Source organism: Sphingomonas parva (ex Maeng et al. 2020) (assembly GCF_004564275.1).
In the GTDB taxonomy this organism is placed as follows: domain Bacteria; phylum Pseudomonadota; class Alphaproteobacteria; order Sphingomonadales; family Sphingomonadaceae; genus Allosphingosinicella; species Allosphingosinicella parva.
Map to the genome: position 1 here is coordinate 32,311 of NZ_SPDV01000016.1, position 26,166 is coordinate 58,476.

26 protein-coding genes are annotated in these 26,166 nt (G+C 64.5%); 15 read left to right on the forward strand and 11 right to left on the reverse strand.

Features of this window, described 5'->3' with window-relative positions; translation table 11 throughout:
• Positions 1 to 308: 308 nt before the first annotated feature.
• From E2493_RS09875 to E2493_RS09890, 4 genes are read right to left on the reverse strand one after another with little or no spacing between them, the layout of a single operon-like run.
• The gene (locus tag E2493_RS09875) at positions 309 to 1,499 is read right to left on the reverse strand and encodes a Wadjet anti-phage system protein JetD domain-containing protein (protein ID WP_135086245.1); all 1,191 of its coding nucleotides are present in this window, start codon (positions 1,497 to 1,499) and stop codon (positions 309 to 311) included.
• The gene (locus tag E2493_RS09880; RefSeq protein WP_225421333.1) at positions 1,496 to 4,927 is read right to left on the reverse strand and encodes an SbcC/MukB-like Walker B domain-containing protein; all 3,432 of its coding nucleotides are present in this window, start codon (positions 4,925 to 4,927) and stop codon (positions 1,496 to 1,498) included. Before E2493_RS09880 ends, E2493_RS09875 begins: the two co-directional genes overlap by 4 nt.
• Positions 4,927 to 5,571 carry a DUF4194 domain-containing protein gene (locus E2493_RS09885; protein WP_167737469.1) on the reverse strand — a complete coding sequence of 215 codons (645 nt, stop codon included), beginning with the start codon at positions 5,569 to 5,571 and terminating at the stop codon, positions 4,927 to 4,929. Before E2493_RS09885 ends, E2493_RS09880 begins: the two co-directional genes overlap by 1 nt.
• The gene (locus E2493_RS09890; protein WP_135086251.1) at positions 5,561 to 7,060 is read right to left on the reverse strand and encodes a Wadjet anti-phage system protein JetA family protein; all 1,500 of its coding nucleotides are present in this window, start codon (positions 7,058 to 7,060) and stop codon (positions 5,561 to 5,563) included. Before E2493_RS09890 ends, E2493_RS09885 begins: the two co-directional genes overlap by 11 nt.
• Before the next feature lie 588 nt (positions 7,061 to 7,648).
• On the opposite strand from E2493_RS09890, the gene E2493_RS09895 reads away from it, so the two are divergent.
• The 6 genes from E2493_RS09895 (at position 7,649) to arsH (ending at position 11,149) form a co-directional block, all read left to right on the forward strand.
• On the forward strand, positions 7,649 to 7,981 hold the full coding sequence (locus tag E2493_RS09895; protein WP_191992984.1) for an ArsR/SmtB family transcription factor: 333 nt from the start codon (positions 7,649 to 7,651) through the stop codon (positions 7,979 to 7,981).
• Between the two features lie 11 nt (positions 7,982 to 7,992).
• Complete coding sequence (locus tag E2493_RS09900; RefSeq protein ID WP_135086254.1) at positions 7,993 to 8,472, forward strand: ArsI/CadI family heavy metal resistance metalloenzyme; 480 nt, start codon at positions 7,993 to 7,995, stop codon at positions 8,470 to 8,472.
• A gap of 71 nt (positions 8,473 to 8,543) precedes the next feature.
• Positions 8,544 to 8,876 (forward strand): ArsR/SmtB family transcription factor, encoded by a 333-nt coding sequence (locus E2493_RS09905; protein ID WP_135086256.1) that lies wholly within the window; start codon positions 8,544 to 8,546, stop codon positions 8,874 to 8,876.
• 27 nt (positions 8,877 to 8,903) lie between these two features.
• Positions 8,904 to 9,326 (forward strand): arsenate reductase (glutaredoxin), encoded by a 423-nt coding sequence (gene arsC / locus E2493_RS09910; protein ID WP_135086312.1) that lies wholly within the window; start codon positions 8,904 to 8,906, stop codon positions 9,324 to 9,326.
• 9 nt (positions 9,327 to 9,335) lie between these two features.
• Positions 9,336 to 10,409 carry an ACR3 family arsenite efflux transporter gene (gene arsB / locus E2493_RS09915; protein ID WP_135086258.1) on the forward strand — a complete coding sequence of 358 codons (1,074 nt, stop codon included), beginning with the start codon at positions 9,336 to 9,338 and terminating at the stop codon, positions 10,407 to 10,409.
• Complete coding sequence (arsH, locus tag E2493_RS09920; RefSeq protein ID WP_135086260.1) at positions 10,406 to 11,149, forward strand: arsenical resistance protein ArsH; 744 nt, start codon at positions 10,406 to 10,408, stop codon at positions 11,147 to 11,149. Before arsB ends, arsH begins: the two co-directional genes overlap by 4 nt.
• A gap of 89 nt (positions 11,150 to 11,238) precedes the next feature.
• On the opposite strand, the gene cueR is transcribed toward arsH, so the two are convergent.
• Positions 11,239 to 11,631, reverse strand: coding sequence for a Cu(I)-responsive transcriptional regulator (cueR, locus tag E2493_RS09925; protein ID WP_135086262.1), 393 nt, complete (start codon positions 11,629 to 11,631; stop codon positions 11,239 to 11,241).
• Positions 11,628 to 13,997, reverse strand: a complete 2,370-nt coding sequence (locus E2493_RS09930; protein ID WP_135086264.1) for a heavy metal translocating P-type ATPase — start codon at positions 13,995 to 13,997, stop codon at positions 11,628 to 11,630. The genes cueR and E2493_RS09930 overlap by 4 nt, the downstream gene beginning before the upstream one ends.
• Positions 13,998 to 14,177: 180 nt before the next feature.
• On the opposite strand from E2493_RS09930, the gene E2493_RS09935 reads away from it, so the two are divergent.
• On the forward strand, positions 14,178 to 14,528 hold the full coding sequence (locus E2493_RS09935; RefSeq protein WP_135086266.1) for a DUF3147 family protein: 351 nt from the start codon (positions 14,178 to 14,180) through the stop codon (positions 14,526 to 14,528).
• Between the two features lie 8 nt (positions 14,529 to 14,536).
• On the forward strand, positions 14,537 to 14,968 hold the full coding sequence (locus tag E2493_RS09940; RefSeq protein WP_135086268.1) for a YqaA family protein: 432 nt from the start codon (positions 14,537 to 14,539) through the stop codon (positions 14,966 to 14,968).
• Between the two features lie 62 nt (positions 14,969 to 15,030).
• On the opposite strand, the gene E2493_RS09945 is transcribed toward E2493_RS09940, so the two are convergent.
• The 5 genes from E2493_RS09945 to E2493_RS09965 form a co-directional block, all read right to left on the reverse strand.
• On the reverse strand, positions 15,031 to 15,894 hold the full coding sequence (locus E2493_RS09945) for a DUF305 domain-containing protein (protein ID WP_135086270.1): 864 nt from the start codon (positions 15,892 to 15,894) through the stop codon (positions 15,031 to 15,033).
• Positions 15,895 to 15,939: 45 nt separating this feature from the next.
• On the reverse strand, positions 15,940 to 16,515 hold the full coding sequence (locus E2493_RS09950) for an RNA polymerase sigma factor (protein ID WP_404828311.1): 576 nt from the start codon (positions 16,513 to 16,515) through the stop codon (positions 15,940 to 15,942).
• Positions 16,512 to 16,955, reverse strand: coding sequence for a periplasmic heavy metal sensor (locus E2493_RS09955; RefSeq protein ID WP_135086271.1), 444 nt, complete (start codon positions 16,953 to 16,955; stop codon positions 16,512 to 16,514). Before E2493_RS09955 ends, E2493_RS09950 begins: the two co-directional genes overlap by 4 nt.
• Positions 16,952 to 17,230 carry a hypothetical protein gene (locus E2493_RS09960; protein ID WP_135086274.1) on the reverse strand — a complete coding sequence of 93 codons (279 nt, stop codon included), beginning with the start codon at positions 17,228 to 17,230 and terminating at the stop codon, positions 16,952 to 16,954. Before E2493_RS09960 ends, E2493_RS09955 begins: the two co-directional genes overlap by 4 nt.
• 96 nt (positions 17,231 to 17,326) lie before the next feature.
• Positions 17,327 to 17,656 (reverse strand): four-helix bundle copper-binding protein, encoded by a 330-nt coding sequence (locus E2493_RS09965; protein ID WP_225421337.1) that lies wholly within the window; start codon positions 17,654 to 17,656, stop codon positions 17,327 to 17,329.
• Positions 17,657 to 17,886: 230 nt separating this feature from the next.
• Here E2493_RS09965 and E2493_RS09970 point away from each other — a divergent pair, with 230 nt between their 5' ends.
• The 7 genes from E2493_RS09970 (at position 17,887) to E2493_RS10000 (ending at position 26,155) form a co-directional block, all read left to right on the forward strand.
• On the forward strand, positions 17,887 to 18,540 hold the full coding sequence (locus tag E2493_RS09970; RefSeq protein ID WP_225421338.1) for a DUF2231 domain-containing protein: 654 nt from the start codon (positions 17,887 to 17,889) through the stop codon (positions 18,538 to 18,540).
• Positions 18,541 to 18,559: 19 nt separating this feature from the next.
• Positions 18,560 to 19,114 (forward strand): DUF305 domain-containing protein, encoded by a 555-nt coding sequence (locus E2493_RS09975; protein WP_135086278.1) that lies wholly within the window; start codon positions 18,560 to 18,562, stop codon positions 19,112 to 19,114.
• 58 nt (positions 19,115 to 19,172) lie between these two features.
• Positions 19,173 to 19,520: a hypothetical protein gene (locus E2493_RS21790; RefSeq protein ID WP_135086280.1), complete on the forward strand. Its 348-nt coding sequence runs from the start codon at positions 19,173 to 19,175 to the stop codon at positions 19,518 to 19,520.
• A gap of 38 nt (positions 19,521 to 19,558) precedes the next feature.
• Positions 19,559 to 19,918, forward strand: a complete 360-nt coding sequence (locus tag E2493_RS09985) for a hypothetical protein (protein WP_135086282.1) — start codon at positions 19,559 to 19,561, stop codon at positions 19,916 to 19,918.
• 87 nt (positions 19,919 to 20,005) lie between these two features.
• Positions 20,006 to 21,796: a copper resistance system multicopper oxidase gene (locus E2493_RS09990; RefSeq protein ID WP_135086284.1), complete on the forward strand. Its 1,791-nt coding sequence runs from the start codon at positions 20,006 to 20,008 to the stop codon at positions 21,794 to 21,796.
• 587 nt (positions 21,797 to 22,383) lie between these two features.
• Positions 22,384 to 23,103: a copper resistance protein B gene (locus E2493_RS21795; RefSeq protein WP_225421340.1), complete on the forward strand. Its 720-nt coding sequence runs from the start codon at positions 22,384 to 22,386 to the stop codon at positions 23,101 to 23,103.
• Between the two features lie 331 nt (positions 23,104 to 23,434).
• On the forward strand, positions 23,435 to 26,155 hold the full coding sequence (locus E2493_RS10000; protein WP_135086288.1) for a TonB-dependent receptor: 2,721 nt from the start codon (positions 23,435 to 23,437) through the stop codon (positions 26,153 to 26,155).
• The last annotated feature ends 11 nt before the right edge of the window (positions 26,156 to 26,166 follow it).

Consider the following 26,166-nt stretch of genomic DNA (forward strand, 5'->3'; position numbering starts at 1 on the left):
GAGCCGCACACGTATGGCTGCTCCCACAAAGGAGCCAACGGCCTATGCGCTTGGCAGCTGAGCGGAGGCAGTGCCTCGGGATATCGCCTCTTTCTAGAGCCCGAAATGGGGGATATCCAGGCGTCTGACCACCTGTTCGACGGGCCTCGTCCCGGCTATCACGCTGGTGACGACAGATTTATGACCATCTACGCAGAACTATAACTGATGATCGCGAGGGGTCTGCCTTTGGTGAGGCCCGAATCCCGGCACACGTAGGTATGCCCGCGAAGTGTCGTCCTTGCTTCCGACATCCGAGGAAGCAACGGTCAGAGAGGTCTAGTCGGAGACAGCTCCTCCTGCTCGTGGACGAGATGCTCGAGCGCGATCAGGTCCCAAAGCGTCGTAATCGCGCTGTCCGTACATTGACCCCGCCGGATGCCTGGCTGGCGCTCGGCGACAGATCCAAGGTCGCGCAAGAGCTGCGGGTCCATCAAGTGGGGTCGCAGCCGGATGCCGCACGTTGCCAAGGCGAGCTCCAGATGTCGGAAGATTCGGACGCCGCCCGCATCCATGTCGCCCCAGTGAAATATGGGCACATCTGCCAGTGAGGCAATTCGAACTATGGCGGCCAGCGCGGCCCGCGAGGGGAACCCACCAGTATAAAGGACTAGGCCGCCATCGGACGAGGAGATCTCGCGGACATGTCGGACGAAGGAAGCGTAGTTTTCCACCGTAAGCACGTAGGTCGCCGGTCCGGACAGGCCGACGCGGCTACCCTCCTCGGGAGGCAGGCCCACGAATGGCAGGGCCGGCAGGCTCTCCCCGTCCAGCACGATCGGACCCGCGAGAAGAAGTGGCTGGGCGAGCCGGACGATCCCAGCCGACGCCAGCCGCTCTGCAGGACGAAGCTTGAGGCCATCATCAAGCTGTGGGAACAGCGTCATCATGATGTGGACCACGGCGGGAAGCTGGCGCTCGAGCGCCTTGCTGTCTCGAGCCGTCCGCCTGGAGAAAGTGCGGTAATCCACCTCGGAGACATCCACCTCAAGGGAGCGGGCGCCTGCGGCAGCGGCGAGATCGAGCACCTGGCCGAGGCTGACGTCGTCCAATGGGGCGATACCGTATCGAGAAACGCCGCGCTCCCAGGCAGCGCCGACCTCGTCTATAACTTCGTGGGCGCCAGCAAGGAGGTCGGAACGTTGCCGAACGCGAGACAGAGCCTTCGCCACGGCGATGCGCGAAGGATCCCTTCCCAGGCGCCGGTATAGCACCTCCGGCTGAAGCAACGACACACCGGTCGCTGTCCACTCACCCGCGACCCGCCGCCGAACGACCTTGATGCCCCCCTCGCGCTCCAGCTCCGCCAGCTCGCCAAAGAACGCATCCTGCGTCTCGATGTTGGGAAAAGCCTCCAATTCGATCCGCGCGGTGAGGCGCGTGGCCGAGGGGTTGGCCTCGTGTCGCCTGATCAATTCCGACAGCAAGGCATCGGTCTGGAAGAAGCCCTTACGACTCACTCCGCTGCTCGCGCTCCCGGCAGCTGCAGCGCCAGCTCATCGTCACTGAGATGCTGCGGATTGGCGGCACGCATCTCCGCGCGTGCATGCGGCTTGATCCGCACGGACTCCGCAAACGCGTCGTCGCCGCTCCTGAAGACGTCGACTATGGTGTCCAGGTTCTCGTAGACGATCGCCCTCTTCTCGGTCGGCGCAGCGATCGCGACCTGGAGCCCGATCGAACGGTAGAATTCCAGGAGCGAACGCTGGTTGGGGCCGTCGAGCTTACTGAAGGCCTCATCGAAGACGGCGAGGCCCAGCCCCAGTTCCCGCGGGTCAGACATGCCGCGGATGCCATGATAGATGCTCGCGAGCGCCGCTCCGATGACAACATAGAAGGGAACCTGTCGCTCGGCGCCACTGGCAACGCCGCGCCGCTTCTCGAAGCTGTAGGACCGGCCAGTCGTAAGGTCGCGTGTCCGAAGGTCGAAACTGAAGTAATTTCGGTAATCCTGGAAAATTGTGAAATCGAGTTGGTCATCGCCCAAGAGCATCTCAACCTGCTTCAGGGCCCGAGCATGGCGTTCATCCCGGACCTCTGCGCGGCCGAACAGGGCGTCGAGGGCGCTCTCGTCATCCTCGCAGTCGCGCGCGAGGCGGTGCAAGTCCTCGAACTCGGGCCTGACGTGGGCGTGAAGGTGGTAGGTTTCATTATGGAGAGGGCGCGACCGTAGCGCCTGCCTCAGCATCTCCACCTCGCCCTCGAGCGATCGAAAACGGTTGTTCAGCTCGTGGACGAACGCGGTGCGGAAGAGGCGGGTGACGCGGTCCGTGGCCTCATCCGCCTGCCGACGGTACTGGACAAGCTCATTGCCCTCCAACGCCTGAATGCCGTCCTCGACCCAGGGCCGTACATCCGCGACGATCCTCAGCTCCGGCGATCCGAGGGGGGCGTCGCCGAAGTCAATCTTGTAGTGGCCAAGAGCCGAACGGATGTCCCGATCAAGCTCCCGATGCGCCTCACGGGCCGCAAGCGCCTCCCGTGCCATCTCATTCACGATCCGCGCCGGGGCCCGGGGTCGTAACGTTCGGTAGCGCTCTGCAAACGAAGCAAGCCTTGCACGGCTGGAGACCTCCTTGCGGAACAGTCTCCTGCGAGTAGCAAAGCAGAGCCGGGAGCCGACCTGGCCTTCACCGGCGCCGAGCTTCAGCTCCGTTTCCCCGCGTGCGTTGCGAAGCGAACCCCGCCTGTCGATCAGCTCCTCGCGATCCTTCTCAAGGCTCGTGATCATCGCCAACGCGCGACGTTCCGCATCCAGCAGCGCGGGATCGATCATTGCAGCGATGCGGGCAAGGCTCGCCCCCGCCTCCCGCCGCCGCTCTTCGAACCCATCGATCTCGCCGGCAAGGTGCTCGAGCCGATCACTCGCGGCCGGCTCGATCGCGAGATCCGACAAGCGCTTCAGCACATCCTCATAAAAGGAGACGTTCCTCTCATGGTTGGCGAGAAGACTCTGGAGTTCCTCAACCCGCCGATCGAGCTCGGCTTGCATGAGCGGAGCGGCGGCACGGCCGATCTTCAACCCTTGGGGGCGGCGCATCTCCGTGATCAGCCCGTCATAATAGGCGCCATCGACCATCACGGCCCGGCCGCCGCCGAGGAGAGTTTCCTGATCGTCCGCCAGAACGACGTTGCCGAGACGAAAGACGATGAAGGCCATCGCCAGACTGTCGTCGCTGCCCAGCGTGGCCGCGAGGGTCCCCGGACGCGCTTCACGCGCGTGACCATCCAGCCGACGCGTGTTCGCGACTCGGCAGCTGCCATAGGAGTCTCGCCCCCGCCTCAGGATCTCGACCGCCCGCGACGCATGCTCGGGGTCGACGATGATCGCCTCCCGATCCCGGCCCAGCAGCGCTTCGGCAGCGTTCCGCCAGCGCTCGTCGAGGACTTCTGACACCTCGCAAAGGGCGCGCGGCCGCATCCCTTCGCCGCGCAACGCATCCATCAGCCTGATCGTGGAGTCCTCGAGCGACACCCGGCCCGAGCGCGCCTGGTTCCGCCGCTCCACCGCTGCGGCGAGATCCTCCCGAACCTTCCCCATCCAGCCGATCGCATCGTTTCGGCGCTCGGTGACCTTCTGCAGGCGAGACACGGCTGCCGTGCGCACCGCAGCGATCAACTTCTCCATCGCGACCGGATCACGAGGCCAGTCGGGCGGCCCCTCCTTCTCGCTCGCGGCCTGAATCTCCTCGAGTCCGCGGATGAGTTCACCAGGCGCAATCGGCAGGAGTCGCTCCCGAAACGCGAGCAGCTGCGCGCCTCGTGCGACCTGCAAATACCGCGCCTGCAGCCGGGCCATGGCGGCCGCCCGGTCACGCTCAATCTCACGGATCTGGAGCTCAACGACCGCACGGCGACCCGCCGCGTTCTCTGCGGCCAGCTGCGCTCTCACGCCCTCCAATATCTCCCGCTGGCTCGCGATCTCACCATCGGCTCGCCCGATTTCATCGATCGTGAGCTGCAAGAGCCGTTGCCGCTCTCGAAGCTCGGCGGCATATTTGACCAAGGCCCCACCAGCCTCGATAAGAGAGGCCAGCTGCTCGACCCCCCTCGCGACATCTTCCTCCTCCTGCTTCGCGACAAACCGATCCACCAGGGACTTGAGCGAGCGCAGCGCCTCGAGCCGCCTCTCCAATTCGTGGATGGTCTTCTGAATCTCCCGATAGCGCTGGATGGACTCACGCAGCTCCCCGATGTCGATCGGGTTCGCCGCGAGCAGGTACGACTTGACGAACTGCTCGAGCGAGCTCTTATCGACGAACGAGAGGGCGAGCACGAATGCTCGTGCGAACCGCTCCGGCTCCGGGGTCCGTCGGCCGGTAAACAGGATCCGCATGTACTCCCGGATGTAATTGCGGGCCACGTCATGCGTCATGAGCGACTGGCCCGCGGCCGCGCACGCGGAGACTAGTCGCTGCCGGACCACCGTCCAGGATCCTGACCGCGGGCGCGATGCGCCCGGCTCCTCGAGCAGCATCTCACTGTCCAGGCTGATACCGGGAGCGACATATCGACCGATGACCTCGGCGCCATGAGCCTGCGACGCCTCGATGCACAACCCGATGCTCACCGGCGGCCGGCCCCCCTCCCTGTCCTCGAACACCAAGGCGATGTGGGTCCACGATTCTGGGCGCTTGAAGCTCTCCTCGTTGAGCTGGCCAAGAGCATAAGCGGCAAGGGTCCGTTCCGAGCGCCCGCCTCCCTCTCCAGCCGATCTGTTGAACCGGTAATAATGGCTCGATCCGCCGGTCATCACGGCTTGGATGAGATCGATCAGCGTCGATTTGCCGGAACGGTTCTGTCCCAGGATCGCGGCATCACCCCACAGGTCGAGGTCGGCCCGGTGGAAGAGGTGCCACTGGATCAGGACGATGCGGCGAAGCTCCATCAAAGCGCTTCACCCTTCTCGTCGCCTGCAGCCTCCGTGACCTCCACGGGCCTGGCGAGAATCTGGTCGAGGGACGCCACAAAGTCGTCGCCTGCCACGGTGGTGATGAGCGCCCTGACCGTCAGCTCCATGTCTTGCGCCTCGACATCGATCGGACCCAGGCGAACGATCGATCGACGCTCCAAGACCTCGATCACCTCACGAAAGGCGGCGACGCTGAGAGCTGCTCGTCGCGTGCCCGCGACAATATCCTGATACGCCAGATAGGCTTCGTTGAGCGTGGTCGGTGCGCTGCCATACGCATAGATCTCCCCGTCCTGGAGAGCTTCCTCCCAGATGCGCCGCATCACCAGCAACACGATCGTCTCGTCGATGCGGAGACGTTGGAACCCGATGCGCTCGACGTCCGGCAAAATCCCCGCCCACCCTTCCGTCTCGCGGACCACCAGCCGGTAGCCCGCGACATCGACGTAGTCGGCGACGAGCGTCGCAAGATGAGAGCGGTGCAGCGTCTCAAGCATGGACGCGCCGCCCCTGTCCTCCGCATGCACGAACTGATGCCGGACCAGATAGGAGATCAGCTGGGTGACGCGCTGAAGATCCCGCGGATCACGCTCTTCCAGTCGCTCGAATTCAAGCAGCACGCCGGACCTCCAATGTGACCGAATCGCCAAGGCGCCTGACAATGAAGTTAGGGCAGACGAGCCAGTCATTGTCGACCGGCGTGCCGGCGGCCGGCAGGAACTCAAAGCCGAGGGCAAGCTGCTCCGGGATCGCGTCAGCCCCAACGGCGAGGCGGAGCGCTTCAAAGGCGAGGAAATCATCGACCGTGTCGATCCACATTCCCGCCGCCGCCGCCTCCCCGAACGGCGGCACCCGCCGCTCCAGAAACCTCGCGATCTGCGCCGGCGAAACCGTCAGGCGATCGAGATAGTCCCGTTCCAGCTGGCGACGCAGCGCCCGAAGCGGATCGGGCGGAGGCAGAACCATATCCTCGCCGATGATTTGAGTTCGCACACCCCTGGGCCGCGCAAGGAGCGCCGGCGACAGCACCACCTGTCGCGGCTCGATCGGCGACGCGATCTCCCGCCTGGCATAAGGCGCCCCAGCAAACAGACGGTCGAGATGAAGGATGATCGCCTCGCTGCGCTGCAGGAACCCGCCACGACGCCCAGCGTAGCGCACGACGTTGCGCAGCTTCGTCTCAAGCCGTGACCGGTGTTGTTGAATGCGCCTGAAAGCGTCCTCGATCCTGTCGAAGACGCGACGGATACGGACGAGATCATCAATCACAAGGTCCCGGGCAGACCGCAGGTCAGCGGCCAGCTTTGCCTCGTGATACGCAGCCGCAAGCGCAGCCAAATCCAACTCTGCCTCTTCGAGCGCATCCAACGAAGCCAGAATCCGGTGCCGAAAGCGATAAGGATGGGACGTGCTCGCGATCGCGGAATAGTCGCGAAGCAGCACGCGCTCGATAAAATCCTCGAAATAGTGCCGCAGCCGCTCTCCCATGGTCTCCGAAGCGAGCAGCTGCCGGTCGATCTCCCTCAGCGCCGAGAGCACACTACGCAGATAGCGCCCGAATGCCGCGGCATCGCGAGCCGCCTTGTTGAGTCCCAGCGCGTTTTCCGAGGGGAGTGTGCGGACTCCGTCGAGGGCGTTTCGCACCTCCACGATCAGGCCGCCCAGCTGCTCGGACATGCCTTCCTTCATCGAGCAAAGGAACTCGGCCAGCCGCATCGCTCCCGAGGTCATGTCCACCGTGACCTTCAGCCCGTAGCGAGTCTGCTCCAGCCAGCCTGTAACGACCAGCCGCTTGTAAATGTGGCGAGCGCGGCCGATCAGCGTCCCGGTGGCGTCATCATCGGCACCGCCAACCCGGCGGCGCCTAACGCGCCGGCCGCTGCGCGGTACCAGGCGGTGCAGCTCCACCGGCGCTTCATCCTCCCGCCAAAGCTCAGGGGCTGCGGCAAGCGAGTTGTAGATCAACGTCACGACCTCGGCTTCAGATGGGAAGAGGAGGTCCGAACGGTAGAACTCAGAATAGATCGCCTCGATCATGCTCTCGTAAAGCTGCCGGTTGCCACCCGCGAGCGGGGTGAAGATCTCCGAGCTGAGCTGGCCGAAGAGCATCAGATGGTGAGTGCAAATGACACAGAAGGGCGATCCCGGCTGCCTGCCGAATCGTCAATCGATGAGAGGATCCCTGACTTGGAAACGCTGTCTACCACCACGCGCCGACTCCCATCCTGAAATAGGACCAGCGCCGACCCGTCCGTCAAGCGCCGTATTTTGGGTTAGGTTCGACGTCCACATGTTCCAGAAGGTCAACGGCGGCCGGAGCGTCAGCAAACGATGCCTTATCAGCACGAACATCGACGGAGTCAGATGGACGGCCCGCACCGGAATTTGCGGCCGGAGCGGCTCTTCAATTTAGTCACGCAATCGTCTCACCCCCTCTGATCGTAGGACCGGATCGGGAAGCGTAGATCATCGCCTAAACGGCAAGAGATGGCGCACTCCGGCCAGACTGCTTTCGGCCGAGCTGTCCGATCGCGGACCTTCCACTCTGGAGGCTGGGGCCTCGGGAAGCAGACGTGAAAGCCTAGGGTGCGGCAGCGCGCGTAGGCTCGCACGGTCTTTTCGATTATCATGGAAATGTTCGTTGACACACAAGCAGCAGACTCTTATTTCCATACACATCGAAATGAGGAGCTTACCTTGCAGTCTGCCACCGCCGTCAGCGCTCTCGGCGCTCTTGCCAACGAGCACCGGCTCGCCGTGTTTCGACTGCTCGTGCAAGCAGGAGAAGACGGGCTTGCCGCCGGAGCGATCGCGACTGCCCTCGCGGTGCCGAACTCGTCGCTCTCCTTCCACCTAGCCCACCTGACCCAGGCCGGGCTGGTGAAGCAGGAGCGCCGGGGACGATCGCTCATCTACTCGGCCAATTACGCCGCGATGAACGGCCTCGTCGCCTACCTCATGGAGAATTGCTGCGCGGCGTCCGGCTGCGGGCCCCGTCCAACCGCCGGCGACGCGCCGGCCGAACAATGAAGGAGCTGAACATGAAGAGGCTGCACGTGCATGTCGGCGTCAACGACCTCGATCGGTCGATCGCTTTCTATTCGACGCTGTTCGCCGCCGCGCCGGCAGTGGTGAAGCCGGACTACGCCAAGTGGATGCTCGACGATCCCCGGGTGAACTTCGCGATCTCGAGCGGCGATCACGTGGCGAAGGGCATCGAGCACCTCGGCATCCAGGCAGAGAGCGAGGCCGAGCTCGCCCAGGTCTACGGGCAGCTCAAGGCAGCCGACCGCCCGGTCCTCGAGGAGGGCGCCACCACCTGCTGTTATGCGAAGTCCGAGAAGAGCTGGATCGCCGATCCCGACGGCATCGTCTGGGAGGCCTTCTTCACCAGCGGCGAGGCCACGGTCTATGGCGACAGCCCCGCGCTGACCGCGATCAGCCCGGACGCCGCCGGCGACACTTGCTGCGCGCCGGCCGGCGCGACGGCGCCCGCCTGCAGCACCGGCTGCGCCGCCTGAACCCCACGCAGCGCCGGATCGATGCCACTGCCCCGGGTAGCAGAACCTAAAATATCTGCTATTCTCGATATATGGATATCGATTCGGCGCTCGCCGGCCTTGCGGCTCTTTCGCAAAGGACACGGCTCGAGACGTACCGTTTGCTCGTCAAGCACCAGCCGGACGGACTCCCGGCCGGCGAGATCGCGCGGCTCATGGACGTGCCGCAAAACACGATGTCGACCCACCTCGCGACCCTCGCCCGCGCCGGCCTGGTCGCGTCCGAACGGCAGAGCCGCTCGATCATTTACCGGGCCGATCTCGATCGCCTCCGCGCGCTCACCCTGTTCCTCGTCAAGGACTGCTGCGGAGGCGAGGCCGGGCTTTGCGAGAATTTGATTTCCGAACTCGTCCCCTGCTGTTGACCGACAAGGAGCCCCCGCGTGCAACCGATCGACATCGTCATCTATCACAACCCGGAGTGCGGCACGTCGCGCAACACGCTGGCGATGATCCGCAACGCCGGCATCGAGCCGCACGTCGTCGAATATCTGGAGACGCCGCCCAGCCGCGCCATGCTCGAGCAACTGATCGCGCGCGCCGGCATCTCGGCCCGTGACCTGCTGCGGCAGAAGAACGCGCCTTTCGCGGAGCTCGGCCTCGGCGACGAGAGCCTGACCGACGACCAGCTCGTCGATGCGATGATGGCGCACCCGGTCCTGATTAACAGGCCGCTGGTCGTCTCGCCGCTCGGCGTGAAGCTCTGCCGGCCGTCGGAAGCGGTGCTCGACATCCTGCCGGCGCCGCAGCAGGGCGCGTTCGCCAAGGAAGATGGCGAGCAGGTCGTCGGCGCCGACGGCCAGCGGCTCGCCTGAGGAACGAACATGAGCACAGCAGCCACGGCAGCCGGCCCGACCAAGCCGGCGATCAGCTTCTTCGAACGCTATCTCACTCTGTGGGTGGCGCTCTGCATCGCGGTCGGCATCGGCCTTGGCTACGCTCTCCCCGATCTCTTCGCCCTGATCGCCGCGGCCGAGGTCGCCCGCGTCAACCTGCCGGTGGCAGTCCTCATCTGGTTGATGATCATCCCGATGCTGCTGAAGATCGATTTCGGCGCGCTCGGCTCGGTTCGCCAACATTGGAAGGGCGTCGGGGTCACCCTGTTCATCAACTGGGCGGTGAAGCCTTTCTCGATGGCGGCGCTCGGCACCCTGTTCATCGGCTGGCTGTTCGCGCCTTTGCTCCCGCAGGCAGAGATCCCCTCCTACATCGCCGGCCTGATCATTCTCGCCGCAGCACCTTGCACCGCGATGGTGTTCGTCTGGTCCAACCTCTGCGACGGCGAGCCCAATTACACTCTGAGCCAGGTCGCGCTGAACGACATCATCATGGTGTTCGCCTTCGCGCCGATCGTCGGGCTGCTGCTCGGGGTGGCGGCGATCACCGTTCCCTGGGACACTTTGCTCCTGTCGGTCGTGCTCTACATCGTCATTCCCGTGGTCATCGCCCAGCTGCTGCGGCGCATGGTGCTCGGCAGCGGCGGCCAACCGGCGCTGGACCGTCTGCTGAACACGCTGGGGCCGATCTCGCTCGTCTCGCTGCTGACCACTCTGGTGCTCCTGTTCGGCTTTCAGGGCGAGCAGATCCTCGATCAGCCGCTGGTCATCGCGCTGCTCGCGGTGCCGATCCTCATCCAGGTCTATTTCAACGCCGGCCTTGCTTACTGGCTCAGCCGCCGCTTCGGCGTCGCCTGGTGCGTCGCCGCGCCGGCCGCGCTGATCGGCGCCTCGAACTTCTTCGAGCTCGCCGTCGCTGCCGCGATCTCGCTGTTCGGGATCAACTCAGGCGCGGCGCTCGCCACCGTCGTCGGCGTCCTCGTCGAGGTGCCGGTGATGCTCTCCGTGGTCAGCATGGTGAAGAAGTCGCGGGGCTGGTACGAGCGGGGTGCCACGGCATGAGGCTCCGCACGCTCACCGATCCGGACCATCTTCCGGCGCTCGATCCCGCCTACGTCATTCGTCGGCCGGCGCTCGGCCTCGCGGCCGACGAGCCGCCGCCGCGCTTCCTGCTCCTCTACGGCTCGCTCCGCGAGCGGTCCTACTCGCGTCTGTGCGTCGAGGAAGCGGCGCGGCTGCTGCAGTTCTTCGGGGCGGAGACACGGATTTTCGATCCTTCCGATCTCCCGCTCCCCGATCAGATCAATGGGGACGATCACCCGGCCGTTCACGAGCTGCGCGAGCTCTCGACCTGGTCCGAGGGCCACGTCTGGTGCAGCCCCGAGCGGCACGGTCAGATCACCGGCATCATGAAGGCGCAGATCGATCACCTGCCGCTGAGCTACGGCGGCGTCCGGCCGACGCAGGGGCGGACCTTGGCGGTGATGCAGGTCTCGGCCGGATCGCAGTCGTTCAACAGCGTCAACACACTTCGCATCCTCGGCCGCTGGATGCGCATGTTCACGATCCCGAACCAGTCGAGCGTCGCCAAGGCGTTCAACGAGTTCGACGAGGCCGGTCGCATGAAGCCGTCCAGTTACTATGACCGCATCGTCGATGTGATGGAGGAGCTGGTGCGCTTCACCGTCCTGCTGCGCCCCCACGCCGACCAACTCGTGGACCGCTATTCGGAGCGCAAAGAGGCCAAAGCAGCGGTCGATCCGGCGAGCGATCTATCGACCATCGCGACTGCCCGCCGCTAGCAAGGACGGTTCGCTCTTAGGACCGGCCGACTCACCGCTGAGCGTTCAAGAATGGCGCCAAGCTGGCCGGCGGCCTGTTCGCGGCCGTGTTATCGATGCTCCGCCAGGGAAGAGATGATCGGGCAGTCCGGACGGTCGTCGCCATGACATCGTTTAGCGAGATCGACCAGCGTCGCCTTCATTCGCTCCAGCGCCTCAGCCTTGCGTCCGAGATCCTCCGCACGGGCGAGGGCCAACGCCTTGACGTCCGCGCTGGATCTCCCTCGATCCTCCCAGAGTTCTAATAGGGAACGGATCTCCTCAATCGGAAAACCCAAATCGCGAGCATGAGCAATGAAGCGCAGCCGGTGCACATCACCGTCCGAATAGTCCCGGTAGCCGCTCTCTCGACGCGCGGCCGCCGGGATCACCCCGATTTTCTCATAGTGGCGAACCATCCGCTGCGAGACGCCGCTCGCCTCCGATGCCTGGCTGATGTTCATAGTCGCGCTCCGTTCAGCCTCAAGGCGTTGGTCACCACGGCGAACGACGACAGGGCCATCGCAGCTCCTGCAAGCATCGGCGAAAGCAGGATGCCCGCGAGCGGGTAAAGCACACCGGCGGCGACCGGCACGCCGACGCCGTTGAAGAGGAACGAGAAGAGCAGGTTCTGGCGGATGTTCTTCATCGTTGCTTTCGCCAGACGCCGCGCCCGAACCATGGCGACGAGGTCACCCTTCGTCAGCGTCATGCCGGCGCTTTCGATCGCCACATCCGTGCCCGTGCCCATGGCGACGCCCACGTCGGCCGCGGCCAGCGCCGGCGCGTCATTGATGCCATCGCCCGCCATCGCGACGACCGCCCCCTTCGCCTTCAGCTCGCCGACGATCCGGGCCTTGTCCTCCGGCTTCAGATCTGCGTGCACCTCATCGATGCCGCCGATCATCTTCGCGACGGCCTCCGCCGTGCCGCGGCCGTCCCCGGTCAACATTACAATGCGCAGCCCTTCGGCATGAAGATCGCCGATTGCGCTCCGTGCTGATTCTTTGATCGGGTCGGCAACCGCCAGAATGCCCGCAAGGCGCCCGTCAACCGCCACGAGCATCACGCCTGCACCTTCCGCCCTCCGGGCTTCAGCACGGGCCTGCACAGGCTGCGGATCAGCCCCAGCCGCCCGCATCATGGCGGCATTGCCGATCGCGACGGAACGTCCAGCAACGCGCGCCGACACGCCGGCACCGGTGGTGGAGGAGAAGTCCTCCGCATCAGGCACGTCTAGCCCACGCTCTTCGGCGGCAACGACGATCGCGTGTGCAAGCGGGTGCTCCGAGCGCTTCTCCACGGATGCCGCCAACGCCAGCAGCTCGTTCTCGTCGACATTGTCGAGGGTCTCCACGGCAACCAACTTCGGCTTACCCTCCGTCAGCGTGCCCGTCTTGTCGATAACCAGGGTGTCGACCTTCTCCATCGCCTGAAGCGCCTCGGCATCCTTGACGAGAACGCCGGCATGCGCACCCCGCCCGGTGCCGACCATGATCGACATCGGCGTGGCGAGGCCCAAAGCACAGGGACAGGCGATGATCAGCACCGCGATGGCGTTGAGGAGCGCATGGCCGAAGCGCGGCTCCGGACCGACCAGGTTCCAGACGATGAAGGTCGCGATCGCGATCGCAACCACAAGCGGCACGAACCAGCCGGAGATACGGTCAGCCACCGCCTGAATTGGCGCGCGGCTCCGCTGAGCCTCAGCCACCATCCGGACAATTCGGGCGAGCACGGTGTCAGATCCGATCGCCTGGGCCTCAATGACCAGGCTGCCGGTCGTGTTGACGGTGCCGCCGGTGACCTTGGCGCCGGGCTCCTTGACGACCGGCGCAGGCTCGCCCGTGAGCATGGACTCATCGACCGAAGAGCGGCCCTCCACGACCTCGCCGTCCACGGGGACGGCCTCACCGGGGCGGACGCGGAGCCGGTCACCGGCCACGACGTCTGCCAACGAGACTTCCTCTTCGCTCCCATCCGCCGCGATCCTGCGCGCCGTCTTCGGCGCGAGGTCCATCAAAGCGCGGATCGCGCGGCCAGTGGCGGCGCGAGCGCGAAGCTCGAGCACCTGCCCCAGAAGAACCAGCGTCACCACGACGCCGGCGGCCTCGTAATAAACGGGCACCATGCCGTGCATACGGAAGGTTGGAGGGAAAAGCCCCGGCGAGAGCGTCGCGACGAGGCTGTAAAGAAAGGCGGCCCCGACGCCGATCGCAATCAGGGTGAACATGTTGAGGTGACGGGTGCGGATGGAAGTCCAACCCCGCTCGAAGAACGGCCATCCGGCCCACAGCACGATCGGCGCCGTGAGCGCGAGCTGCACCCACGGATTCCAGGCCGGCGGCACGAAATGCAGGCCCAGCATCTCGGCGACCATGGAGACCATCAGCAGCGGCACCGTCAGGACGCCGGCAACCCAGGTCCTGCGCGTGAAATCGACAAGCTCCGGGTTGGGCCCGTCGTCGAGCGAGGGCTCCTCCGGTTCCAACGCCATCCCGCAGATCGGACACGTACCCGGCCCCTCCTGGCGGATCTCCGGATGCATCGGGCAGGTCCACATCGCGCCCGGCGTCGCTTGCGGCTCCGGCCGCGGCTCGTTCCCGAGATATGCGTCCGGGTTGCCGACGAATTTGGTCCGGCACCCAGCACTGCAGAAATGATATTCGTGACCCGCGTGGGTTGCGTGGTGGGCGGTGGTCGCCGGATCGACGTCCATTCCGCAGACCGGATCCTTCACGGTCGCAGCGGCGGTTGGCTTCTTCGAGCCGCCGCAACATCCACCTGCGTGCGAGTGGCCGGCGTGGGCAGCGTGGTGATCGTGGTTCATGTTCCAAATCCTCCAACGCTCACCCATGTAGGGTTTGACACCGTGTCAGGGTCAATAGGGTGTGTTGAGGTTATTCCTACGCAGCTCACCGCCCTTGCACTTACCGGAAATCCTCAATCGCGCCCCTCTTCCGCGGCCGGGAAGATTGCGCAATCAGGGCTGACGACGCAGATGGGCCCAATGCTCTACCTCGCCATCAAAGCCGCGCTCTCAGGAGTCATCGTCGCCCTCGTGTCGGAGATCGCCCGGCGAAATCCCGGCGCAGGCGGATTGCTGGCTTCCTTGCCGCTGGTGTCGGTCCTCGGAATGATCTGGCTCTGGCGAGATACGCACGACTCCGTCCGAATGGCCGCACATGCCGAAGCCACCTTCTGGTACGTGCTCCCATCACTGCCGATGTTCCTGATCATCCCGTGGATGCTCAGGCGCGGCATTACCTTTAGCATCGCGCTCGCCGTGGGGTGCGCGGTGACAATGGCACTCTATCTGGCAATGATCTCGATTGGGCCGCGCTTCGGCCTCAAGCTGTAGCCGGCGCCGTGTATTGGTGGCCGCTCCTCTCGCTGTTCGGGATTTCGTTTCTAGCCGCCACGTTAGTCCCGGCCCAATCGGAACTGGCACTTGGGGCGCTCATTTCCCTCGGGCGATATGACCCTTGGCTCCTCATCCTGACCGCCACCGCCGGCAATGTTCTCGGCTCGCTGGTGAACTGGGTGCTCGGCAGATTTCTTCACCAATATCGAGGCCGACGCTGGTTTCCCGTTTCAGGTCGCAGCTTGGAGCGCGCAGAGCGGATCTATCGCCGATGGGGTGTTTGGACGCTCCTGCTCTCATGGGTGCCGATCGTCGGAGATCCATTGACCTTCGTCGCTGGACTCCTACGGACACCGCTCAAGGTGTTTCTCCCGGTCGTTGCGATCGCAAAGGCCGCACGATACTGTGCCATCGCCGGGGTCGCGCAGCTTTTCTGACGCCCTCAACAGCTGGAAGAGACGAGCGCCGAGCATGGATCGCAGCCCGGCGCTCTCTCAAATCAGCAGTGGCCCATCGCCCGATGCTCGGGGGCGCACGTCGACGCGGCAGGCGCCTTCTCGGCTGCTTTCGGCTCGGCCTTCGCAGCAGCCTTGGGCTCTGCCTTCGCTGCCGCACGAGGCGCTTCGGCTTTGGCTTTCGGTGCCGGTGAGGTTTCACGCGGCTCAGCCTTGGCGGCGGTCTCCGGAGGCGATGCGGTGCCAGCAGCTGCAGTCGTGCCGCCTCCCGCGAGCATACGCTCGAGCTCAGCGATCTCCTTCGTCTGCTTGTCGGCGGTCTTCCGAGCCACCGCGGCGACCTGCGGATTGCCACCCTGTTCGACGACCATCTGCGACATCTGGACCGCTCCCTTGTGATGCTCGATCATCTTTCGGAGCCATGTTTCGGACGGGTTTGCACCGGTCGCAGCCATCATAAGATCGTGCATCTTCTTCTCGCCCTCGGCGTACGGGTTCGCCGGCGAGTTGCCGCTGACGCCGCCTTGCAGCATCCGCTCCAGTTCCTGAATTTCCTTCTGCTGGTCAGCCGACGTCTTCCGCGCCTTTTCTAGAACCGCAGGCTCGCCTCCTTGCGCGATAAGCACCTCAGACATGGCGATGCCGCCACGGTGGTGCTCGATCATCTTCCGGACGAACGTCTCGGCGGCATTCTGGCCTTGAGCAGCCATCATGCGCTCGTGCATCTGCATCTCGGCCTGCGCATACGGGTTGTTCGGATCCATCGCCATCGAGTTGTGGTCGGCGCTCTTCTGCTCGTTCGCGGCAGCGACCCTCTGCTGGTTGTTCTCGGTCCCGGCATCTGCGCCGCAGCCGGCAAGCAGCATCAGCACCGCAGTCGCAGCAGTCATGGTCTTCGTCTTCGTCATTAGAAATCTCCTTGGCGATGAAATTTTAAAAGGCAGCGTACCCGTTCAGGTTCGGGAGGCGCTGCGAAGCTCGTCCAGCTTGCGCCGTGCACGGTAAAGCCGCGTCTCGACGGCCTTCTCGCTGATGCCGAGCAGATCGGCGGTCTCCGCCTGAGAAAGTCCTTCGATAGCTCGGAGGATGAGCGGCTCCTTGAGCTTGATGGGCAGGGCCGACACAGCGCGCCAGAGCATGTCCAGTTCCTGCCTGTCAGCCGCCAAGTCGTCCGCTGCGGGCGCATCGTCCGCAACCTCGGCGGCCGCCGACGACCAAGGCGCAGATGATGAAAACAGCCTACGCACTGCCCGTCGTCTGCCCCAGTCGCGGCACTTATTGATCGCGATCCGAGAGAGCCACGCGCGAAGGGGCCGCTCGGGATCGTACCGGTCGAGATGCCGGAACGCAGATACGAAGCACTCCTGGACGAGGTCGAGAGCGTCGTCCTCATGACCCACGTGGCCCCTGATGAGCCTGTAGATCGGGTCGCGATGCCTCCGCATAATCTCGGCGAAGGCGTCCTGCCGCCCCGCCCGAGTGAGGGCGGCCAACTCGCCGTCTGAGAAGTCCACCAGACCGAAGCTCACTCTGCGTCGGCAATGAGGGACTCGACCACCACGCGGTCGAACTTCTGTGTCTGCTCCGGCCGCAGAACGGCACGCATGGCGAAGATATGGGACAGAGTCTCCTTCTGCAGCTCGCCCATCGCCCGATGAGACCGGTCGATCTCCGCCGTAACCCGGGGGCCGTAACCGTGCTCAGCTTCGATCGCCTCAGCCAATCGCGCGTTGTCAGCCTTGAGCTCGAGCTCCAGAGCCTTCCGCCGTGCCGCAAAGCGGGCCTCCAGCTCCTCAATTTGCGCAAGCTGTCGCTCATCGAGTCCCAGCTCCCGATGCAGAAGTTTGTGCACCTGATCCGGAGCGCGTTCCTGTCCGTCCACGAGCGCTCGGCCCAGGAGCACTCCAGCGAGAGCAGCTAGGAACGCGATCGCCGCGACGACCAACGTCCGCCGAAGCGAGCTGCTCATCGTCCGACGAGGAGCGTCGAAGGTGCCAGTTCGGACGCTCCACCCAACGGGGCGATAGCAGTTCGTGCCTTCGCTTCCCTAGAGGGCAGCGTGCCGGCGCCGATCCCGAAGACCAGGGCCGCCGCCACCAGCGCGATGCAGAACGAATTGCCACCGGAGGCGTGCTCGCCCATCTCACCCGAGATACGCACCAACACGGCCGTCTCGAGGTCGACAAGCTTGGCCGGCGTGGGTGTCTGGGCGAGTCGACGCAATCCATCATCAAAGTCGTACATGTCCGTCCCCATCCCCGTTGCGAGGGCTTTACGCGCCAAGGGCGCAGAGCCCTCAGATATGGGTGAGGGACAGCCAGTTTGGCCAGACGGTTCGGCTCAGCCCATCGCGGCCATTCGCTCGCAGCTCTCGGCACAGCGAAGGCAGGCCTCCACGCATTCCTGCATGTCGCCGAGTTGCTCGCAGCTGGCGGCGCAGGCGCGGCAGATCTCTGCGCATGCCCGGCAGACTGCGGCGTGCTGGGCGGAGTTGCGGGCCATGAAGTTCAGGGCGGTCTGGCAGATCTCGGCGCAGTCCAACATCAGCCGCATGTGGGCCAGTTCGACGTGCTTGCCGCCCATTTCGAGGCAGTGCGTCGCCGCCATGTGGAGGCAGGTCAGGTGGCAGTGATGGCAGTCCTTCATGCACTGCTGCATCTCGGGGGACATGTCGTGCTCCATTCCATGCATGAGTTCTTCTCCGGTTGCTGCCCCGCGTCGGGAACCCCTACGCACGCGCGCCGGAAATCCTTCGAAGGCCGGTCACATCTTCGACGAGGCGAACCAGCGGGAGGGTCAAGCGAATGCGTGAGTGCCAACGTCAGCGCTTGCGTATTAGCCCGACGAAAGGGAAACAGTTCATGCGTAACATCTATCAAGCGCTAGGACGGATGACCGCCGTGTGGCTGGCGATCGTCCTCCTCGCGATCGCGAGCCCCGCCTTCGCGCACGAAGACCACAACAAGCTTGGCGCGGGCCCAGGCCCCACAGCTGAAGAGCAGGCGGCCGAGAGCCGCGCGCCGGCGGCCGACATGGCGAACATGCACGAGAATATGGCCGACGCGCACGAAGAGGCGATGGAGCATCATGAAGAGGCCGCCGACGCGAACCGAACCTTCGGGCAGCGCCTGGTGAGCTGGCTCGGCCGGCTCCACTCCGTAATCGTCCATTTCCCGATAGCGATGTTCACCGGCGCCCTGCTGGTGGAGCTTTACGGCCTCTGGCGCAGGAACCGTGAGTTCGAGCGTGCCGCGCAGGTGATGCTGCTCGTAGGCGTCCTTGGTGCGGTCGCCGCCGCCTTCCTGGGCTGGTTTGCCGGCGGTTTCTATCTCACCGACCGAAACCCAGTCCTGATGGTCCACCGCTGGCTCGGAACCGCTATCGCCGTCTTCGGGTTTGTCCTCCTCTACATGGCGGGCATGTCACGCCGCGCACCGGAGCGGCCGCGTACCGTCTACTGGGTGCTTCTCGCGCTCATGACAATCGCGATCGCGATCCAGGGCTTCCTCGGCGGCACCTTCATGCACGGTGGCATCAATCATCTCGCGTTCTGACGACAGGAAGGGAAGAGACATGGAACAGCAGCACAAGATGGGCATGTCCTGGGGCCGCTTCGCGGCGATGATCGCGGCCTCGACCGTCATCATGTTCTTCCTCATGTACCAGCTAGTTTACTCGTCCGAGCATCTGATGTTCAGCATCAACCGCTTGGTGTCGTCCCTTGTGATGGGGTGCGTCATGACGGCCGTGATGCTGGGGTTCATGTGGTCCATGTACAGCGGCAAGGCGGCGAAGGTGGCCGTTCTTGCGGGCGCAGTGGTCCTGGGGATCGTTCTCCTCACCGTGAATCGCAGCCAAGCGCTGATCGGCGACGTCGGATTCATGAAGTCGATGATCCCGCATCATTCCATCGCCATCAATAACGCCCGGCGCGCGGACATTAGCGATCCGCGTGTGCGCAAGCTCGCCGACGAGATCATCGAGGGCCAAGTGCGGGAGATCGCGGAGATGAAGCTCCTAATCAACGACATCGGGCGGAACGGCGAGCGGGGAAACCAGCCGTTGCCAGCCCGCGAAGCCGTGGTCACGCCCGACATGCAGCCACAGATCCGGAAGGCAGTGGAGTGACCAGCCGCAAGATGGCCGACCGGTCGCTTCCTTGCGCCGCCAGTGCGCCGCCCCCTATATGGCAGATACGATGATCCGGCTCCTAGCCTCCTTCCTTGCAGCGCTCGCGCTATTCTTCTCGCCCTTGGCGATGGAGATCGGCGGCGGCGCGGCCATGGCTCACACGACCATGGCCCAGATGGACGGCGGCTGCGCCTCGACGCACCATTCATCGCCGGACGATCAGAAGTCAGACGTCCAGATGAGCTGCGCTATCGCTTGCGCAGCCATCCCTGCCGCCCCGGCGGGGCTTGCGGTGCAAACAACCGCCCCACGAACCGTCAACGCCTCTCTGCCGGCCCAAGTGCTGTCTGGAATTTGGCCTGAGGGGGAAACTCCCCCGCCGCGTATCGCTCCAGAGATCTGAACACATCGAATCCGATCAGATTTTCTGGAGTTACGTACATGAAGCTGTTTTTGACTGCGATCGCGCTTGCGTTCGCCGCTCCCGCCATGGCGCAGACCGCCACGGCAGATCCCCACGCCGGCCACAACATGGCCGCCCAGCAGACCGCTCCGGCAGCCGACCCCTGCACGCCTGAGCACGCTGCCATGGGCCACTGCACGCCGAAGGCCGCTGCGGCGCCCGCTGGCGATCACCATGCGGGTCATGACATGAAGGGCTCGATGCCCAGCTGCGACAAGGGTCCGGACGGCAAGATGGCCTGCTGCGAGAAGATGAAGGCAGAAGGCAAGAAGATGGACTGCTGCGCGAAGATGGGCGGCAAGACCGCCGACGCGCAGTCCGGCCACAGCGGCCACTAAGCCAAGGGTTCGGGAGGTGCTGGTCACGGCGCCTCCCGACTTCCTTCCACTGCACTTCGGCTCCGATGGAGCCGCGAAGGATCATAAATGAACCAGCTTATCGGACGGCGCGCTCTGCTGCAGGTGGGCGCACTCGGCGCCGCCGGCGTCGGCATGTCCAGCCTCTTCCCCGCCTGGGCAAAGAGCGTCAGCCCCGGCTCTGCGGCCAAGGGCTTTGCAACGCTCACCGGCAACGACATCCGCCTCGTTGTCGCCGGTACCGAGTTCAACGTCGATGGCCGCGCCGGTCACGCGATCGCCATCAACGGTACCATCCCTGCGCCCCTCATTCGCCTCAAGGAAGGCGAGCGGGTCCGGCTCACCGTCAATAACCAGCTCGAGGAAGACACCTCCATCCACTGGCACGGCCTGATCGTGCCGTTCGAGATGGACGGCGTCCCCGGAATCAGCTTCCCTGGTATCAAGGGCAAGTCGACCTTCACCTACGAATTCCCCCTGAAGCAGGCTGGCACCTACTGGTACCACAGCCACTCCGGTCTCCAGGAGCAGGTCGGCCATTATGGTCCGCTGATCATCGACCCGGCGGGGCCGGATCCCATCGCCTCCGACCGAGAGCATGTCATCGTCCTCTCCGACTGGAGCTTCCTCCATCCGCACATGATTTTCACGCGGATGAAGCAGGAGGGTGGCTTCTTCAATCGGCAGAAGATGACGCTCGCGGACCGGTTCTCGGGCAAGGCCGATCCGATGACGCAGGAGGAGCGCAACATGTTCGCTCGCATGCGCATGGATCCGACCGACATCTCCGACGTGACCGAGGCCGCCTACAAGTTCCTGATCAACGGCCACAGCCCCGGCGAGAACTGGACCGGACTGTTCCGCGCCGGCGAACGCGTGCGGCTGCGGATCATCAACTCGGCCGCGCAGACGACCTTCAACTTCCGCATCCCGGGCCTGCGGATGACCGTGGTTGCGACGGATGGAATTGAGCTCCGTCCGGTCGTCGTCGACGAGTTCCAGATCGGCAACGCCGAGACCTACGACGTCATCGTCGAGCCTGAAGACCGCGCCTACACGGTGGTCGCCGAGACGATAGACCGTTCGGGCATGGGCATCGCGACCCTGGCACCCCGCGCGGGTCTGCGCGCTGCCATCCCGCCGCTGCGCGAGCGTCCGACGCTCGGCATGAAGGACATGGGCATGGGCGACATGAGCGGCATGGATCACGGCGCGATGGCCGGTGACTCGTCGGCTCATGCCGGACATGGCGCCGGCGGCGCCGCGGGCGCACCAGCGGCTGCTCCGATGGACCACTCGAACATGGATATGCGGGACAAGTCCAAAGTGACGTTCCCGGTTGGCGTCGGCGTCGACATGATCGCGCCGATGCCGGTCGATCGCGTCGGCGACCCGGGCGTCGGCCTCGATGACGTTGGCCACAAGGTGCTTACCTATCGCGATCTGGTGTCGCTGAAGCCCCGCACGGACCGGCGCACGCCGACGAGACGCCTCGACATCCACCTTACCGGCAACATGGAACGGTTCATGTGGTCGATGGACGGGGAGCAGCTGAGCGAAAATCCGGAGCCATATCGGTTCGAGAGGAACGAGCGGGTGCGCCTGAGGCTCATCAACGACACGATGATGACCCATCCAATGCACCTCCACGGGCACTTCTTCGAGATCGTGAATGGGCACGGCGAGTATCAGCCGCTCAAGCACACTATCCGGGTGCTGCCAGGCGGTTACGTCGATCTCGACCTGACGGCGGATGCCCCGGGCGACTGGGCCTTCCACTGCCATCTTCTCTACCACATGCACGGCGGAATGATGCGGGTCGTCAAGGTCCGGCCGCTCGACGACGGAGACGCCGCATGAACCGGCTTCTTTTTCTCCTGCTGACGGGCGCCGCCACGCCGGCGCTGGCTCAGCACCAGGGCCATGACGCCGCTTCCGCTCAGGTGCTGGTGACAGCAGCGGCTCAGGCAGCTGCCCCCGCTGCTGACCCGTCCTGTCTGCCAGAGCACGCAGCCATGGGGCACTGCACTCCCAAAGCTGCAGCGCGCGCTACGGTGGCAACGCCCCAGTCGGCGGCACCCGCGTCCGACCCATCCTGTCCGCCCGAGCACGCGGCTATGGGTCACTGCACGCCCAAGGCGCCTCCCGCACCTGCTGCTCCGGCGGCGCCAACTCCAGATCCTCATGCTGGACACGCAATGCCCGCACCGCAGCCAGCGCCGGCAGCGGACCCGACCTGCCCGCCTGAACACGCCGCGATGGGGCATTGCACGCCGAGGACCGCTCCGGCGGCTCCAGCGGCGGCCGATCCGCACGCAGGTCATGCTATGCCGGCAACTCCCGCGGCCGATCCGGCCTGCCCACCCGAGCACGCGGCGATGGGACATTGCACGCCAAAACCAGGCGCGGCCCCAGAGATTCCCGTCGGCCCGCCGCCGGCCGCAGCGTTGAGCGGTCCGGAGCATGCTGCCGACCTCGTCTGGAATCCGGCGGATATGGCTGCCTCCAGGCAGGTGCTCCGGGATGAGCATGGCGACATCGAAGTCGGCAGGATCCTGATCGACCGGTTCGAGTGGGCGAACCGCAGCGGCAAGGACGGCTACACCTTCGACGGCCAGGCCTGGTGGGGCGGCGACATCGACAAGGTCTGGCTTAAGGGCGAAGCCGAAGGCACGTTCAACGAAGGCGCTGAAAGCGTCGAGGTTCAGGCCCTCTGGAGCCATGCCATCGACCCGTGGTTCGATCTTCAGCTCGGGCTCCGCCAGGATTTCACGCGGGGCCCCGATCGCACTTACCTCGTGGCAGGGGTCCAAGGGCTCGCTCCTTACTGGTTCGAGGTGGACGTCTCTGCATTCCTCTCGAACAAGGGCGACCTCAGCGCACGTGCAGAGGCTGAGTATGACCTCCGCATCACGCAGAGCCTGATCCTCCAGCCCAGGGTCGAGCTCGATCTCGCCGCTCAGGATGTGCCTGAGCTGGGCATTGGGTCGGGCCTCAGCACGGGTGAGCTTGGCGTTCGCCTTCGCTACGAGATCGAACGTCAGTTCGCCCCCTATGTCGGCGTGCAGTATGAACGGGCCTTTGGCGACACGGCGGACTTCCGGCGCGCAGCCGGCGAGAAGGCTGGTGGATGGAGCTTCCTGGTGGGCATTCGAAGCTGGTTCTGAGGAGGGGCAGACGGAGCGCCGCAAAGCGGGAGCTCGATACCGAAGAGGGCAGCCAATGATCCTGGCTGCCCTTTTTGCGTTACACGGCGCGACGGATGGGCAACGTCAGTGCGAAGGGCTAATGGGATCCCACCTTAAGAGGTGAGACGACCCCCCTCAGCGGTGCGATGTTGAAGATTTCACCGCGCTACGGGAGCCCTCACCAAACCGCTGACGGGCTAAGACATTGCAATTCCTCATGCATTTGAATGTCTGTTTCTATATTGACATGTATATGCATTTGCCGTCTGTTCCATCCATATTGGAATCAAAACAGACAAAGGGGGACGCAATGCGCCGAGTCGGTTTCACGCTGTTGGGAGCAACCATCCTGGCAAGCGGCGGCGCTCCTGCCTTCGCACAGACTGCGCCGGAGGCTCTGGAGCCGGAGACGACATCGACGACCAGCGCCGAGGCGCCGAGCACTCCATCCGAGCAGATCGTCGTGACCGGATCCCGAATTCGGCGCACAGACATCGTGGGCGTCGGGCCCGCCACCGTAGTGACCGCCGAGAATATCGAGAACACGGGTATCGTGAATATCGAGACCGTGCTGCAGCGCCTGCCCGCGAACGCGGGATCCGCCGGCAATCAGACGGCCTCCTATTGGACCGGCAACGGCTGGGGCACCTCCCAGGTCAACCTGCGCGGGCTCGGTATCAAGCGCACCCTGGTCCTCCTGAACAACCGCCGGCTCGTAGCCGGAGGCACCGGCGCGAACTCCTCGCCCGACCTCAACATGATTCCGGTTTCGATCATCGAGCGCATCGACGTGCTCAAGGACGGCGCTTCGGCGATCTATGGCGCGGACGCCGTCGCGGGCGTGGTCAACATCATTGCAGACACGAGTTTCGAAGGCGTGGGCCTCGGAGCGCGTTACGGCATCACCGAACGCGGTGACGGATCCGACTTCACCGCTGATCTCTCCCTGGGTTTTCAGAGCGAGCGCGGCGGAATCTCGGGAGCGGCGACCTATCAGAAGACCACCGCAATCAACATGGCCTCGCGGGCGCCGTGCTCGTTGGCGGAGACGGTCCCCGGACAACTGAATTGCGTGAACAGCGCCGCAACTCTCGGTGGCCGGGCGGCCTTGCCCTCAGGCCAGCAGATCAACTTCAGCAACGTCCCGGGCAACAGCAACTTTTTCGAACCCTACAACGCTGCAAAGCACAATTCGAACTCGAACCCCTTCCTGAATGCGGTCAGTCCGATCGAACGGCTGAGCACGGCCGTCTTCGCGCACTATGACGTGACCGACGAGATCACCGTATTCGGCGAGTTTCTGTACACCCTGCGCAAAACCAACCAGATCGCAACGCCGGGTACTCTCAGGAATCTGAGCATATCAGCCACCAATCCCACCAATCCCACCGGTCAGAACCTGGTACTGGTCCAGCGCCGTGTCGGAGAGGCCGGACCGCGTCAGTTCTTTCAGGAGACCGACACCTATCAGGGCAATGTCGGCCTCAGAGGGAAGCTGGCGAATGACTGGGCTTGGGAAGTGGCTGGAAGCTATGGTCGCAACACCGCTGTCGACGGCGCCACCAACATCGCGAACCTCGAGCGGGTCGGGAACTCGATCAACCCGAGTCTCTGCAGCCAGGCGCCCGGAGCGGCAGTACCCTGCGGCGACTATCTCGGGGCCGATCTGACGCCCCAGGTTCTGGACTACATCCTGTTCACGATGCGCGACCACGGCGGCAACGAACTGGCTGCCGTCACCGCGGATCTGACCGGCGACCTGTTCAACCTACCGGCCGGCTCACTCGCCTTTGCGGCGGGTGCGTCGTACCGCAAGGAGAAAGGCTGGCGCGACCCGGACCCTCTGACTGTCGCGGGCGTCGCCAATACGAATCAACAGTCTCCGATCTCGGGCTCGGTCACCGCCAAGGAGGCTTATCTCGAGCTCTCGGCGCCTCTGCTGAAGGATCTCCCCCTTGTCAGGTCGCTCACGCTCGACGCGGCGGCACGCTATTCCGATTATGACCTGTTCGGCGGGGACTGGAACTACAAGCTGTCCGCCGACTGGATGGTGTTCGACGGCCTGCGGCTGCGCGGCACCTACGGCACCGGCTTCCGCGTGCCCAACGTGCCCGAGCTCTACGGCGGCGTCTCCGAAGGAAACCTGACGACCACGGATCCGTGCAGCCGCTATCCCCAGAGCGGCAATGCCGTGCTGATCGCCAATTGCCAGGCAGCCGGCGTTCGCCCGACTTACGTGCAGCTCGGCACCACCATCCTGACCACGGTCGGAGGCAATGAAAATCTCGAGCCAGAAAGCTCGAAGAGCTGGACCGCCGGCGTCGTCTTCCAGCCGCGCCGTCTGGTGCCTGGGCTGACCCTCACTGCCGACTGGTTCAACATCGACATCAAGGACGCCATTCGCGCGATCCCGGGGTCTACCAAGCTCGCCATCTGCTACAACACGCCGAACCTGGCGCATGAGTTCTGCGACGATTTCACCCGAAGCCCGTTGACGAATGAAGTCACCTTCCTGTCAGCGCAGCCGATCAACACCGGCCGCGAGCGCATGGAAGGCATCGATTTCGGGCTGGTCTACAACCGCAAGGTCGGGCCCGTGGGCCTGTCCTTGGATCTGACCGTGAGCCACCTTCGGGAATATGTGATCACGCCCTTCGAGGGCGGTCAGGACATCATCTTTGACGGCTTCATCGGCGGCGGCAACGGGGGCTATCCGAAGTGGCGCGGCTACGGCGTCGCCTCTGCGGACTTCGGCGTACCGGTGGTGACCTGGTCCACGCAGTGGATCGGAAAAGCCACTGACTTCAACGCCCAGCCCACGCAGGTCGGATACCGCACCCCGAATGTGTTCTATCACAATCTGCAGGTGGCGTTCGACGTAACGGAGAACTCGCGCTTCCAACTCGGAGTGGACAACCTCTTCGACCGCAAAGCGCCGTTCATTCGGAGCTTCACCGACGCGAACACCGACACGATGACCTACGATCTGATGTACCGGCGCTTCTACGCTGGTTTCAGGTATCGGTTCTGATCGGAGGCTGA

Excerpts from the sequence above, each read along its gene's own strand:
- E2493_RS09965 (WP_225421337.1), bottom strand. The coding sequence starts at position 17,656 with ATGTCCCCCGAGATGCAGCAGTGCATGAAGGACTGCCATCACTGCCAC.
- E2493_RS09975 (WP_135086278.1), top strand. The coding sequence starts at position 18,560 with ATGGAACAGCAGCACAAGATGGGCATGTCCTGGGGCCGCTTCGCGGCG.
- E2493_RS09945 (WP_135086270.1), bottom strand. The coding sequence starts at position 15,894 with ATGACGAAGACGAAGACCATGACTGCTGCGACTGCGGTGCTGATGCTG.
- E2493_RS10000 (WP_135086288.1), top strand. The coding sequence starts at position 23,435 with ATGCGCCGAGTCGGTTTCACGCTGTTGGGAGCAACCATCCTGGCAAGC.
- cueR (WP_135086262.1), bottom strand. The coding sequence starts at position 11,631 with ATGAACATCAGCCAGGCATCGGAGGCGAGCGGCGTCTCGCAGCGGATG.
- E2493_RS09935 (WP_135086266.1), top strand. The coding sequence starts at position 14,178 with ATGCTCTACCTCGCCATCAAAGCCGCGCTCTCAGGAGTCATCGTCGCC.
- arsB (WP_135086258.1), top strand. The coding sequence starts at position 9,336 with ATGAGCACAGCAGCCACGGCAGCCGGCCCGACCAAGCCGGCGATCAGC.
- arsH (WP_135086260.1), top strand. The coding sequence starts at position 10,406 with ATGAGGCTCCGCACGCTCACCGATCCGGACCATCTTCCGGCGCTCGAT.
- E2493_RS09930 (WP_135086264.1), bottom strand. The coding sequence starts at position 13,997 with ATGAACCACGATCACCACGCTGCCCACGCCGGCCACTCGCACGCAGGT.
- E2493_RS09990 (WP_135086284.1), top strand. The coding sequence starts at position 20,006 with ATGAACCAGCTTATCGGACGGCGCGCTCTGCTGCAGGTGGGCGCACTC.
- E2493_RS09900 (WP_135086254.1), top strand. The coding sequence starts at position 7,993 with ATGAAGAGGCTGCACGTGCATGTCGGCGTCAACGACCTCGATCGGTCG.
- E2493_RS09890 (WP_135086251.1), bottom strand. The coding sequence starts at position 7,060 with ATGCTCTTCGGCCAGCTCAGCTCGGAGATCTTCACCCCGCTCGCGGGT.
- E2493_RS09955 (WP_135086271.1), bottom strand. The coding sequence starts at position 16,955 with ATGAGCAGCTCGCTTCGGCGGACGTTGGTCGTCGCGGCGATCGCGTTC.
- E2493_RS09905 (WP_135086256.1), top strand. The coding sequence starts at position 8,544 with ATGGATATCGATTCGGCGCTCGCCGGCCTTGCGGCTCTTTCGCAAAGG.
- E2493_RS21790 (WP_135086280.1), top strand. The coding sequence starts at position 19,173 with ATGGCAGATACGATGATCCGGCTCCTAGCCTCCTTCCTTGCAGCGCTC.
- E2493_RS09985 (WP_135086282.1), top strand. The coding sequence starts at position 19,559 with ATGAAGCTGTTTTTGACTGCGATCGCGCTTGCGTTCGCCGCTCCCGCC.
- E2493_RS09880 (WP_225421333.1), bottom strand. The coding sequence starts at position 4,927 with ATGGAGCTTCGCCGCATCGTCCTGATCCAGTGGCACCTCTTCCACCGG.
- E2493_RS09960 (WP_135086274.1), bottom strand. The coding sequence starts at position 17,230 with ATGTACGACTTTGATGATGGATTGCGTCGACTCGCCCAGACACCCACG.